Genomic DNA, 11,528 nt, shown 5'->3' with positions numbered 1-11,528 from the left:
GATTGGGGGGAAAATTCCGGGACTTTTTCCCTGAAAATTAGGTAGTTGACCACCTGAAAATCGATAAAACCCCACACCCCACACCCCACACCCCACACCCCACACCCTGCCACCACCGAAAAACTTTTTCAGCAAGCCCTACATAAATTTAGGTTCACAGCAGGAATTGACCATCAGCCACAGACAACCTGGCCCCTCCACTCGGTAATTAACCCACGCGATTGCTGCTGCTATTTCTAACATTTCATCTGGCATTTCATCAGGAGTGGGTAAGTGTAAATCCACTCGCATTATCCAATCACAAGATTCCTTTTTAGCCATGATTTTATAACTCCAGATAGAACATTTTTACTAACCAAGTACACGAGCGGGTATTTAACGGGATGGTCTGGGATTTTAGAAGCTCTATATCTGTCAGCACTTGATAAAAATTAACCCATTACTTTAATAATAATAAACGCTGGGGAGATAAAGTAACAGTCCAAGGCAAAGCTTGCTCCTTAATTTCTAACCATTTATCCTTATATAACTCTGCTTGGATATGAAAATCTCGGTCGTGGTTGGAGGGTTGATTAAGTTTCAGATAGAGAGTCACCCGATGGGGTCCTTCAATGGCATTAGCTAACCAACAGGGAAAAGTATTAATATCTCCTAAATCTCGACCAAAAATAATTTGATGGGCGCGAATTCCCGTATGAGCTAAATAGTCGGGAATCCCGGAGACGGTGTGTAATTTAACATCCCAATCAATGGCTTCCAATTGTTGATTATTAATGATTATAGCACGGGAAAAATTCTTACAGCCCGTAATTTTTGCCAAACTAACGCTATCTGGTCGCTCAAAAATTTTCTGTTTAGAATTATTAGCAATTGCCCGCCCTTTTTCCATAACTAATAAATTCTCACATATTCGATAGGCTTCATCCATATTGTGGGTAACAAAAATTGTCACGCCATCGTAATTACTTAAAGTTTTGATCATCTGACGTTCTAATTGAGCGCGTAGATGGGTATCAAGGGCAGAAAAAGGCTCATCTAATAATAAAGCTTCCGGACGACTAGCTAAAGCGCGAGCGATGGCGACCCGTTGTTGTTGTCCCCCCGATAATTGATGGGGATAACGGTTTTCCATGCCGGGTAACTGCACTAATTCTAATTGGTTGGCAATCTGCTGTTTAATAACTTTTTTAGATAAGTTTTTGGGGAGACTAAAAGCGATATTTTCTGCCACGGTGAGATGGGGAAAAAGGGCATAATTCTGCACCACAAAACCGATACGACGCTGACGACTGGGGAGATTAATTCCCTTTTCGGAATCGAAGAGAATGCGCCCATTTAAGACAATACGACCCCTTGAGGGCGTTTCCACACCAGCCAGCGATCGCAAAATCAGGCTTTTTCCCGACCCCGAAGCCCCTAATAGTCCTAGGGGCTGATTTTGGCAGTTAAAAGTTACCGAGAGGTTAAAACCGGGTAAAGATTTCTCTATATCGACAAATAAGCCTATTTTATCCCTATAATGCTGATTTTCAGCTTCTAAAAGGGCAAAATCGCGACCCTGCCAGGGTGGCAGCCAGTCCTCCATCTCGTTAGGTTTGCTTTCTCCCGGTCGTCCTAATTGCTGTTTACGTTGACTTTGCCAGAGATTAACGGCGATAATCCCCGATAGGGAGATTAATATGATAATAAACACCCATATCCAAGCCTCAGTCATCGCTCCTGCTTCCACAGCGAAGAAAATCGCCATCGGGATAGTTTGAGTTTGCCCCGGAATATTACCCGCTAACATCAAAGTCGCCCCAAATTCCCCCAAAGCGCGGGCAAAAGCTAGGGTTAATCCCGCTAATACTCCGGGGAAGGAGAGGGGCAAAAGTACGCGCCAGAATATTTTTCTCTCCGTCGCGCCCAGAGTGCGGGCAACCTGTAGGATGTTGGCATCCACCTGTTCAAAAGCCCCTAGGGTGGTTTTGTACATCAGGGGAAAAGCCACCACCGTCGCGGTGATAATGGCGGCATACCAAGTAAAAACGATGCGAAAGTTAAATAAGTCTAATAACTGTCCTAATGGTCCGTTTTTGCCGAATAGGAGCAGTAAAATGAAGCCTAGCACCGTCGGGGGCAAGATTAAGGGTGCGACGAAAACTCCCTCGATTAGGGATTTCCACCGTCCGCGATAGCCTAACATCCAATAAGCGGCGGCAATACCGAGAAAAAAGATGATTATCAGGGCAATGGTGGCGGTTTTCAGGGATATCCATAGGGGGGAAAAGTCTGGCATTGTTTATCTGGCTATTCCGAAGCCGAATTTTTCAAAAATGTTTTTAGCGGCTTTCCTGATGAGATATTGGGCGAAAGTCTTGGCAGCTTGCGGGTTTTTACTGGCTTTGATCACAGCTATCGGGTAAATAATCGGAGAATGGAGATTATTGGCAGCCGTAGCCACTACTTTTACCCGGTCGGAAATTTTGGCATCGGTGATGTAAACAATGCCAGCATCGGCGTTACCAGTTTCTACGGCGGCGAGAACATTACGGACGGAGTTGGCCAAGACCAGTTTTGGTCTTATTTGCTCTAAAATGCCGAGATTTTTCAGAACTTCTTCGCTGTACTGACCGACGGGAACGCTGCGCGGTTCACCCACGGCAATTCTTTGGACATTACTGTTAGTCAGGGAACGAAAATCGCTGATTTTTAGGGTGGAATTCTTGGGAACGATTAAAACTAGGCGATTAGTGAGCAGGTTTCTTCTGGTACTTCTATCGATTAAACCAGCTTTTGCTAAAGCGTCCATTTGCTTAGTGGCAGCCGAGAGGAAAACATCGGCCGGCGCACCTTGTGTAATTTGCTGTTGCAAAGCTCCCGACGCACCGAAGTTATAATTAACTTTAATGTTGCCATGGGCTTTTTCAAACCCCGGCTTGATTTCTTCTAGGGCATCTTTGAGACTAGCGGCGGCAGAAACTAGAATTGTCTGGGTTTGTGCAGTGGCGATAGTAGAGGAAAAAAGGTTTATGTCTGGAGATAATAAGCAACTAAGGGCAATTGAGCCGATAAAAGCCAGAAAATATCGTCTTTTCATCAAGATTGATAGCAAGCGATCGATATTTATATTTCTATCACAACCAATCCACCGCCCAAAATCTGCATCTAGGGTTTGCGGCAAAAAGTTTTTCTTGGGGAAGTGGGGTGTAGGGTGTAGGGTGTAGGGTGTGGGGTGTGGGGTGTGGGGAGAATAAATAGAAATAATCTCCTATCTCCTGTCTCCTGTCTCCTGTCTCCTGTCTTCTGTCTCCTGACTCCTGAATCCTAGAACTTAGGGAATCCTGTGAATTTTGAGGAAATTAGTGCCTTTAGTTTTCTGCATGGGAATTCCCGCCATAATCAGGATTTTATCGCCCGATTGCGCTAGATTTTTCTGAAGCAGAATTGATTCCGTTTGCTTTAACACATCCTCAAAGACGGACACCTGATGATCAAGAAGAATCGGGATCACACCCCAGACTAGATTGAGACGGTGATAGACTCGTTTATTGGGAGTCATGGCAATGACGGGAACCGAGGGACGTTCCTTAGAAGCCAGTAGCGAAGTGTAGCCAGAGGTGGTAAAAGTGACAATATAACGGAGATCAAGGGTTTGATCGATCGCCACTAAAGCCTCACTGAGAGCGTGAGTTTCATCGGACTGATTGGGGGGAGCATTATCAAACTTCACATCCGCTTCCACATCATGGGCGATTTTGGCCAACATAGCCACAGCTTTGACGGGAAAATCTCCCACTGCTGATTCCCCCGATAACATCACCGCATCGGTTCCATCGATAATCGCATTAGCCACATCACTAGCCTCGGCCCGAGTCGGTCGGGGATTGTTAATCATGCTTTCTAACATCTGGGTGGCAGTGATGACGGGAATGGTTTTCATGTTGCAGAGTTTGATAATGCGTTTTTGCAACATGGGGACTTTTTCGGGACTTAATTCTACCCCCAAATCGCCCCGGGCCACCATAATTCCGTCACATTCCTCGATAATTGACTCTAAATTTTCGATCGCTTGCGGTTTTTCAATTTTAGCCATCACTGGCATATCCGCATGATTTCTCTCGGCTAAAAATGCCTTAATCGCCTTGATATCTTCTCCTTTACGAACAAAACTGAGGGAAACCCAATCAACCCCCTGAGAAAGACCAAATTCTAGGTCTTGTTTGTCTTTTTCGGTCATGGAAGGTAAGCGCAAATTGAGACGGGGTAGATTGACTCCCTTGCGACTTTTGAGAATTCCTCCCTCCAACACTTGACATTTTAGGTCTTTTCCGTTAATTTCAACGATTTTTAGCTCTAATAAGCCATCATCAAGGAGAATTTGCTCACCTAACTTGGCTTCCTCGGCCAGATAGGGATAATCGATCGAAACGGTGTTCGCTTCTCCCCGATACTCATCCATGGGTACAAGGGTGAGATAATCGCCGTCGTTGATGGTAATGGAACCATTGGGGAGATTACCAACGCGAATTTTCGGCCCTTGTAAATCTTGCAGGAGAGTGATAGGATTGTCTAATTCTTGAGAAATTTGCCGTAAAAGGGTAACAACTCTCGCATGATCTTCGTAGCTACCGTGGGAAAAGTTTAGCCGCGCTACATTCATCCCCGCACCGATCATCTGCTTGAGGACTTCTGGCGAATTACTCGCAGGGCCGATCGTGGCTACGATCTTAGTTCTATGGGTAATAATTGACATGGAACCCTTACTAATCAATCTTGGGACGATTACATGATATTCACTTTAGGTTAACTAAAAGTGAAGTGGAAAACAAATTAAGCTTTTGCACAGAGTTGCCATCGCTCCGGGTCCTTTCCTGACTGCTCAGGAATCAGCCCAGCGGCAACGGTTGGGATCTTTAAGGTAGGATAAACTAATAACCATCTCCGCTCGTTTAGATTTCGTTATGACCAACACATTAGACGATAAAGCCATAGTCAAGGACTATTTTAACGCCACAGGATTCGATCGCTGGCGCCGGATTTATGGGGATGGCGAAGTTAACAAAGTACAAAAAGATATTCGCATCGGTCATCAACAGACGCTCGATACCGTTATCGGTTGGTTAGAAAGTGATGACAATTTGCCCAATCTCTCGATCTGTGATGCCGGTTGTGGAGTCGGTAGTCTTAGTATTCCCCTCGCTCAAGCGGGCGCAACTATTTTCGCCAGTGATATTTCTGAGAAAATGGTGACAGAAGCCAAGGAAAGAGCAGCCAAAGAGTTAGCAGATACCAGTAAACTCACCTTTGCCGTTCAAGATTTAGAAGCATTAACCGGCCAATATCACACGGTCATCTGTCTTGATGTTCTCATTCACTATCCCACAGAAGAAGCATTAGGAATGATTAAACACCTGGGAGCCCTAGCTCAATCCCGTTTAATCCTCAGTTTTGCCCCTAAAACCTGTTTATTAACCATTCTCAAGAAAATTGGTCAATTTTTCCCCGGTCCGAGTAAAACCACTCGCGCCTATCAACACAAGGAAAAAACTATTGTCGCCGCTCTCAACGAAAATGGCTTTAAAATTGAACGGACGAGTATGACTAGCACTCGTTTCTATTTTTCCCGTATCCTCGAAGCTGTCCGCAGTGAATAAATAATGGCAGTCACCACCAGCAAATTAATCGAGTGGAAACAGCAAAAACGCGCGATTGTCACCCTCACAGCTTGGGATTATCCGATCGCTCGACTGCTCGATCAAGCAGGAATTGATATTATCTTGGTAGGTGATTCCTTGGCTATGACCGCTTTGGGCTATCCTACCACTTTACCGATCACCCTAGAGGCGATGATTCACCACGCGGCGGCCGTGTCTCGTGGGGTAAAACAAGCTTTAGTTGTCTGTGATTTGCCTTTTCTCAGCTATCAGGAAAGTGTCAGTCAGGCAATTCACTCCGCCGGAAGGATGTTAAAGGAAGCGGGAGTGCAAGGGGTAAAATTAGAGGGAGGTTATCCCGCTATGATCGAGACTATTAGCCGTTTAACCGAGATAGGCATCCCTGTTATGGGTCATATCGGATTAACTCCCCAGTCAGTCCATCGGTTAGGATACCGTCAGCAGGGAAAAACTCCATCGGATGCACAAAGATTAATCGAGGAAGCTTTAGCCTTGGAGAAAGCGGGAGTATTTGCCCTGGTTTTGGAACATATTCCCGCCAATTTAGCCGCTACTATTACCGATAAATTGACTATCCCGACGATTGGTATCGGTGCGGGGGAAGATTGTGATGGTCAGGTGTTGGTAACGGCGGATATCCTAGGATTAACCGAAAAAGCTCCCCCTTTTGCCAAAGTTTATGCTAATTTAAGCGAAGCAATTACAAAAGCAGTGGTGGAATTTGCCAAGGATGTGAGGGGAAATGAATAGCGGCGAAAAAGCTACCTTTGGGGCCGGCTGTTTTTGGAAAACCGAGGACGCATTTCGGCGTTTACCTGGTGTTTTAGCGACTTCTGTGGGTTATATGGGGGGAAATTTCCCCAATCCTAGTTATCTCGATGTGTTATCGCGAATTACCGGTCATGCGGAAGTGGCACAAATTGCCTATAATCCCCAAGAGATAAGCTACGAGGCGTTATTAGCCGTTTTTTGGTCAATTCATGATCCGACTCAGTTAAATCGCCAAGGACCGGACCGGGGAGAACAATATCGATCGATTATTTTTTATCACACCCCGGAACAAAAGTTAATCGCCACTGCTGGCAAGCGTCAACTACAACTATCGGGAAAGTTTCAGCAAGATATCGTTACTTTTATCGAACCCGCAGGAGATTATTATCTGGCCGATCAGTCCCATCAACAGTATTTGGAGAAAAAACAGGCTCGATCGGTCGCGGATTTCCAGAAGAAAATATAAATACAGGTTCGGGGTATAATGTAAAGTTGCTTTCGCAGGAGATCAGGAAAAATGCCCGAGGCGGTCGGAGTCATTCAAACGTTGGGTTTTCCCCCCGTTTTAGCGGCGGCGGATGCCATGGTTAAAGGGGGACGAGTCACCCTAGTTTATTTTGATCTAGCGGAAAGGGGCGAATTTTTGGTGGCGATTCGCGGTCCGATTTCCGAGGTTAAACCAGCAGTAGAGGCAGGATTAGCGGCGGCGATGACCGCTTTTGGTGGTAATGTGGTCAGTCATTACATCGTACCGAATCCTCCAGAAAATGTCCTGGCAGTTTTACCAGTGCAGCATACGCCTAAGTCAGACCGTTTTCGCAGTTAATTTCCCTAGCGATTTACCCCAAACTAGACTATAGTTAAAGACTGGAAAATAGATTGGATTCTATCAATTAAACTTATCTGATTTTTGTTATTAGGAGTTAATTTATGACAGCCCAACCCGCGGTGGGATCGATCGAGACCAAAGGTTTCCCCGGTATTCTAGCGGCCGCCGATGCGATGGTAAAAGCAGGACGGATCACGATTGTTGGTTATTTAAGGGCAGGAAGCGCCCGTTTTACCCTCAATATTCGTGGGGATGTACAGGAGGTAAAAACCGCTATGGCTGCCGGCATTGAAGCCGTCAATAAAACCGAGGGGGCAGCTTTAGAAACCTGGGTAATTATTCCCCGTCCTCATGATAACGTGGTGGCTATTTTACCGATCGATTATAGCGAGGCAGTGGAACCTTTTCGCGCTGCTGCCGACGGTGCGATCGCACCGATTCGTCGTTAATATTCAAGGTCAATTTTTTGTTACTGGTTGGAACTTGTCTAGTTCCAACTTAGTTTTTGATGATGATTTAAGTTTTAGTCAGAAAACCGAATTTGATCATTGCTGCAACAGTTGCACCGATAACAGTGACTATCAAAGCCCATATTTGAGCCGTTGCCGTTTCTTTCAAGTCTTTGACATCTTCTTTGATTTGGGAAACTTCGGTCTCTATTTTCGGCAATACTTCTAGTTTTGTTTCGATTCCCTTCAGGTTTCTGACATCCTCTTTGAGTTGGGAAACTTCGGCCTCTATTTTCGGTAAGACTTCTAGTTTTGTTTCGATTCGCTCTAACCGATTGTCAAGTTTAGCGAGAATATCTTTTAAGTCAGTTTCAATGATCATAGGGTTACTCATGGGGAGATTCCTAGATTTTTATGGCTTTGTTTATCGTCAGGTTTGGGAATCGCCGTCTGTTTTACGGCGGCGAGGATGTCAGGTCTTACTCGACTCGATTAGAGCGCTAGTCAACCCTTCTAGGGTGTATTCTTGCGCCTCGATATCAACACGACCAAATAACTCTTGACAGGTTTTTGAAGTTTGCGGACCGATAGAAGCCAGACAAACTTTTTCTAATAGGGAATTAACCGATAATTCTGCCGTTTCTTGCAGCAATAACCGATAAAAATTCTGGACGGTTTTGGAACTAGCAAAGGTGACTATATCGACTTTCCCATCTCGAAACGCTTCCCAGATGCCACTATCCATGCGTGCCGGACATCCGGAATAATATGCGGCCACTTCCGTCACCTGACCAGCTTTGGCCGTTAATTCCTTAACTAATATGTCTCTGCCTCCCGTTTCCACGCGAGGAAAGAGGAATTTTTGCCCCCTAATCGGGTCGGGAAACTCGTTTACCAAAGCATCAGCGACAAAATCCCCCGGGATAAAATCCGCTTTTAATCCCCGTGAGTGCAAAACTTGGCTGGTTTTTTTGCCCACCACGGCGATTTTTATGGTTGCTAAAGCCCTAGCATCTTTTCCCCAAAATGTCAAGCGATCAAAGAAAAAATTAACAGCATTGGCAGAAGTTAAAATCAGCCAATCAAACTCTTGTAACTGAGCGATGGCATCGTCTAAACCTTGCCAACGGTCGGGGGGACGAATCTCTAAAGCGGGCATTTCCAGAACTTCTGCGCCTTGATTTTGCAAAATTTCGCTAAATTGACTCGTTTGCTCGGCGGCACGGGTAATAACAATAGTTTTACCTCCTAGGGGTGGGGGAGAGGACATAATCGCCAGATCCACAACTTGACCAATGACCATAATAGAGGGTGAGAGGGACACCCCGGCGGTTTGAGCGAGAATATTTTCTAAAGTGCCGCGCCAAATTTGTTGATCCTTGCGTCCCGCCTGGCGGATAATAGCGATCGAGTCGTGAATATTCCGCCCATTTTGGCATAATTTCTCGATAATTTGCCCTAAAGACTGACCGGCCATCAATAGCACCAGCGTATCAATTTTAGCTAAAGCTGACCAATCGAGAGACTGGGGATCGTGAGCGCTCAAGACCGCAAAACAGCGACTAATATCCTTTTCGGTCAGGGGAATTCCGGCCAATAAAGGAGCGGCCAAAGCGGAGGAAATTCCAGTTATCAGTTCAAAATCACAGCCAGCCTGCTTTAGGGCCAACATTTCAGGATATACTCGCCCAAAAACCCCCGGATCACCACTTTTGAGCCGAATAACTCGTTTTCCCTCTTGACAATAATTAACCAATATCCGATTAATCTGATTTTGCTCGGCGCCGGGTTGTCCTCCCCGTTTGCCCACATCGACTAAAACACAGGTTTTCGGCACGAGGGAGAAGATTTGACTATCCACTAGGGCATCATACAGCAAAACCTCGGCCGTGGCTAAAATTGCTCGCGCTTGCAGGGTGAGAAAACTGCTCTGACCGATTCCCGCACCGAGAAGATAAACTTTACCCCGGGGATAGACGACTCCTGACATAATCGCAAATTTGGGTTTAATCTTGAATTTAGCACTGGAGAAGAAACAAATTACTAACGCAACAAGGGCAGCAGTAAAGTGACGAAATAATATACTAGGGGAGCGGTGAAGACATAACTATCAGTGCGATCAAGTATACCACCGTGACCGGGGATTAACTGCCCGGAATCCTTGACCCCGGCATCGCGTTTCATCATCGATTCGGTCAAATCGCCCAATAAACTGACAATACCAATTAATAAGCCCAAAATTAAGCCCGTCAGCTGCCAATAGGGCCAATCTAAATACCAAGCACCCAACTCGGCCACCGCTATACTGCCTAAAATGCCAAAAAAGGAACCTTCCACGGTTTTTTTAGGACTAATCAGCGATAAACTGGTTTTACCTAACCATTTTCCCATGATATAAGCTCCGATATCGGCGGCCCAAATGCAACCGAAAGCTAGAAAAGTCACCGTCAAAGCGGCCGGGAATAATTTCGGTTCCATCCACGATTCTGGCCAATATCCCATCAGGGGTAAGTTACTGGCCATAGCCACCGGACCACTTTCAGGAGAAAAACCGACCCGTAAACGAATCCAATAACTAGGTAAGTAACCACCATAAAACAGACCGAGAATTGAGGTGGAAATGTCGGCAATTGTCGCCATTTTGGGCTGAAAGAGCAGATAAAAACAAATTAACGCCCCAGCGAGGGGAAACATGGCATCGGTGAGGGGGGCTGCCATAGTTGCCGTCAGTAGTAATAATTGCGAAACTACGAGAGTGGTTTTAGCGGCCGGTTCAATGCCTTTAGCGCGAACTAAGCGAAAATACTCCAATTGTCCCAAAAAGACGATAACACCGATGCCGAGGGTGAAATACCAACCCCCAACGATAATAATTCCCAGTGCGAAGGCAATAGCAAAAATGGCGCTGACAATGCGTGGCCAAGGCATGGTTAATCCAGAGAAGTTAGGCGGCATTGTCATAATTATATAGATTAAGAAAACTTTATGGAAGGTTATCCCCAATTAAAGTTTATCGCCACTCAGGATGAACATGGGATCAACGGCGGCAAAAACTTGGTGAATACCCCTAGTTTCTAGGCGATTTACTGCCGCTTGGACAATCTCGATATTACGCGCCTGTAAATTAGAAAAGCCTTCGGAAAATTGATAGAGGGTTTCTAAATTATTGGCCGTAGCCACGATGCGGCCGTTGGGTTTCAGGTGTTGCCACACTTCTTGCAGAACCGATTTAATCGGTTTGCCGCCCTCGATACAGACGCGATCGGGTGCTAGGGATATATTGGGCAGACAATCGGGCGCGCTGCCTTCAAAAACTGTAACATTTTTTACCCCGAAGCGATCGCAATTACGGCGGATTAAACTGGCCACTTCTTCATCCCTTTCAATGGCAATAATCGGACTATTGGGGCATAATAAGCCAATTTCAACGGGAATAGTGCCAGTTCCCGCCCCGATATCCCAGAAAACCCCCCCATCACCTAACCTCAAAGCGGAAATCATCAATAATCTCACCTCGCGTTTACTCAAGGGAATCCCGGGCAAACGTTCAAACAATTCATCGGGAATACCGGGGGTTTTATATAACCAAGTCATGGGGAATCAATTATTGAGAAGCTTCACTACCAAGCATTATTATATAAATTTGTCCAAGTTTCTTTATTAAGTAAACAGGGACTTTTCTAGTGGGACTTAGGCGTTTTCGGTCAGCAAAAAAGGCTCAAACCATTACGGGACAAAGGGTTAACCTCGATTGATGATTTTCCTTGATCTATCTGGGTTTCAGCGATTTTGGGCTTCTCGAAGTAAATCCCAAGCGGGGAT

Annotated in this window: 13 protein-coding genes; 5 read left to right on the top strand and 8 right to left on the bottom strand. The window is 45.6% G+C overall.

Annotation, left to right across the window (positions count from 1 at the left end):
- Positions 1-138 precede the first annotated feature (138 nt).
- The 4 genes from O9295_RS17210 to pyk all read right to left on the bottom strand — a co-directional run bounded on the left by O9295_RS17210 (position 139) and on the right by pyk (position 4,735).
- Positions 139-321 carry a hypothetical protein gene (locus O9295_RS17210; protein WP_288034092.1) on the bottom strand — a complete coding sequence of 61 codons (183 nt, stop codon included), beginning with the start codon at positions 319-321 and terminating at the stop codon, positions 139-141.
- A gap of 118 nt (positions 322-439) precedes the next feature.
- Positions 440-2,278 (bottom strand): molybdate ABC transporter permease subunit, encoded by a 1,839-nt coding sequence (modB, locus tag O9295_RS17205; RefSeq protein WP_288034091.1) that lies wholly within the window; start codon positions 2,276-2,278, stop codon positions 440-442.
- Between the two features lie 3 nt (positions 2,279-2,281).
- Positions 2,282-3,079, bottom strand: a complete 798-nt coding sequence (modA, locus tag O9295_RS17200) for a molybdate ABC transporter substrate-binding protein (protein ID WP_288034094.1) — start codon at positions 3,077-3,079, stop codon at positions 2,282-2,284.
- Positions 3,080-3,313: 234 nt separating this feature from the next.
- Positions 3,314-4,735: a pyruvate kinase gene (gene pyk / locus O9295_RS17195; protein ID WP_002758171.1), complete on the bottom strand. Its 1,422-nt coding sequence runs from the start codon at positions 4,733-4,735 to the stop codon at positions 3,314-3,316.
- A 208-nt stretch (positions 4,736-4,943) separates the two neighbouring features.
- Here pyk and bchM point away from each other — a divergent pair, with 208 nt between their 5' ends.
- The 5 genes from bchM to O9295_RS17170 all read left to right on the top strand — a co-directional run bounded on the left by bchM (position 4,944) and on the right by O9295_RS17170 (position 7,706).
- Positions 4,944-5,636 carry a magnesium protoporphyrin IX methyltransferase gene (bchM, locus tag O9295_RS17190; protein ID WP_061430942.1) on the top strand — a complete coding sequence of 231 codons (693 nt, stop codon included), beginning with the start codon at positions 4,944-4,946 and terminating at the stop codon, positions 5,634-5,636.
- 3 nt (positions 5,637-5,639) lie between these two features.
- A complete protein-coding gene (panB, locus tag O9295_RS17185; RefSeq protein WP_147072148.1) occupies positions 5,640-6,407 on the top strand; it encodes a 3-methyl-2-oxobutanoate hydroxymethyltransferase in 768 nt (255 codons plus the stop codon).
- Positions 6,400-6,894, top strand: coding sequence for a peptide-methionine (S)-S-oxide reductase MsrA (gene msrA / locus O9295_RS17180; RefSeq protein WP_190721806.1), 495 nt, complete (start codon positions 6,400-6,402; stop codon positions 6,892-6,894). The genes panB and msrA overlap by 8 nt, the downstream gene beginning before the upstream one ends.
- Before the next feature lie 51 nt (positions 6,895-6,945).
- Positions 6,946-7,254: a carbon dioxide-concentrating mechanism protein CcmK gene (locus O9295_RS17175; protein WP_002732196.1), complete on the top strand. Its 309-nt coding sequence runs from the start codon at positions 6,946-6,948 to the stop codon at positions 7,252-7,254.
- A gap of 104 nt (positions 7,255-7,358) precedes the next feature.
- Positions 7,359-7,706 carry a carbon dioxide-concentrating mechanism protein CcmK gene (locus tag O9295_RS17170; RefSeq protein ID WP_008200430.1) on the top strand — a complete coding sequence of 116 codons (348 nt, stop codon included), beginning with the start codon at positions 7,359-7,361 and terminating at the stop codon, positions 7,704-7,706.
- Between the two features lie 67 nt (positions 7,707-7,773).
- On the opposite strand, the gene O9295_RS17165 is transcribed toward O9295_RS17170, so the two are convergent.
- The 4 genes from O9295_RS17165 to cbiT form a co-directional block, all read right to left on the bottom strand.
- On the bottom strand, positions 7,774-8,100 hold the full coding sequence (locus O9295_RS17165; protein ID WP_288034089.1) for a coiled-coil domain-containing protein: 327 nt from the start codon (positions 8,098-8,100) through the stop codon (positions 7,774-7,776).
- A gap of 78 nt (positions 8,101-8,178) precedes the next feature.
- Positions 8,179-9,696 (bottom strand): uroporphyrinogen-III C-methyltransferase, encoded by a 1,518-nt coding sequence (gene cobA, locus O9295_RS17160; RefSeq protein ID WP_288034087.1) that lies wholly within the window; start codon positions 9,694-9,696, stop codon positions 8,179-8,181.
- A 53-nt stretch (positions 9,697-9,749) separates the two neighbouring features.
- Positions 9,750-10,667 carry a phosphatidate cytidylyltransferase gene (locus tag O9295_RS17155; RefSeq protein ID WP_147072142.1) on the bottom strand — a complete coding sequence of 306 codons (918 nt, stop codon included), beginning with the start codon at positions 10,665-10,667 and terminating at the stop codon, positions 9,750-9,752.
- A gap of 42 nt (positions 10,668-10,709) precedes the next feature.
- On the bottom strand, positions 10,710-11,300 hold the full coding sequence (gene cbiT, locus O9295_RS17150) for a precorrin-6Y C5,15-methyltransferase subunit CbiT (RefSeq protein WP_288034085.1): 591 nt from the start codon (positions 11,298-11,300) through the stop codon (positions 10,710-10,712).
- Positions 11,301-11,528 lie beyond the last annotated feature (228 nt).

Origin of the sequence: Microcystis sp. LE18-22.4A, assembly GCF_027531105.1 — a bacterium.
GTDB lineage: Bacteria > Cyanobacteriota > Cyanobacteriia > Cyanobacteriales > Microcystaceae > Microcystis > Microcystis aeruginosa.
The sequence above is the reverse complement of the archived record's forward strand: the minus strand, read 5'-3'. Positions and strand labels throughout refer to the sequence as shown.

Coding starts and splice junctions, on each gene's coding strand:
- O9295_RS17210 (WP_288034092.1), bottom strand. CDS start 321: ATGGCTAAAAAGGAATCTTGTGATTGGATAATGCGAGTGGATTTACAC.
- modB (WP_288034091.1), bottom strand. CDS start 2,278: ATGCCAGACTTTTCCCCCCTATGGATATCCCTGAAAACCGCCACCATT.
- modA (WP_288034094.1), bottom strand. CDS start 3,079: ATGAAAAGACGATATTTTCTGGCTTTTATCGGCTCAATTGCCCTTAGT.
- pyk (WP_002758171.1), bottom strand. CDS start 4,735: ATGTCAATTATTACCCATAGAACTAAGATCGTAGCCACGATCGGCCCT.
- bchM (WP_061430942.1), top strand. CDS start 4,944: ATGACCAACACATTAGACGATAAAGCCATAGTCAAGGACTATTTTAAC.
- panB (WP_147072148.1), top strand. CDS start 5,640: ATGGCAGTCACCACCAGCAAATTAATCGAGTGGAAACAGCAAAAACGC.
- msrA (WP_190721806.1), top strand. CDS start 6,400: ATGAATAGCGGCGAAAAAGCTACCTTTGGGGCCGGCTGTTTTTGGAAA.
- O9295_RS17175 (WP_002732196.1), top strand. CDS start 6,946: ATGCCCGAGGCGGTCGGAGTCATTCAAACGTTGGGTTTTCCCCCCGTT.
- O9295_RS17170 (WP_008200430.1), top strand. CDS start 7,359: ATGACAGCCCAACCCGCGGTGGGATCGATCGAGACCAAAGGTTTCCCC.
- O9295_RS17165 (WP_288034089.1), bottom strand. CDS start 8,100: ATGAGTAACCCTATGATCATTGAAACTGACTTAAAAGATATTCTCGCT.
- cobA (WP_288034087.1), bottom strand. CDS start 9,696: ATGTCAGGAGTCGTCTATCCCCGGGGTAAAGTTTATCTTCTCGGTGCG.
- O9295_RS17155 (WP_147072142.1), bottom strand. CDS start 10,667: ATGACAATGCCGCCTAACTTCTCTGGATTAACCATGCCTTGGCCACGC.
- cbiT (WP_288034085.1), bottom strand. CDS start 11,300: ATGACTTGGTTATATAAAACCCCCGGTATTCCCGATGAATTGTTTGAA.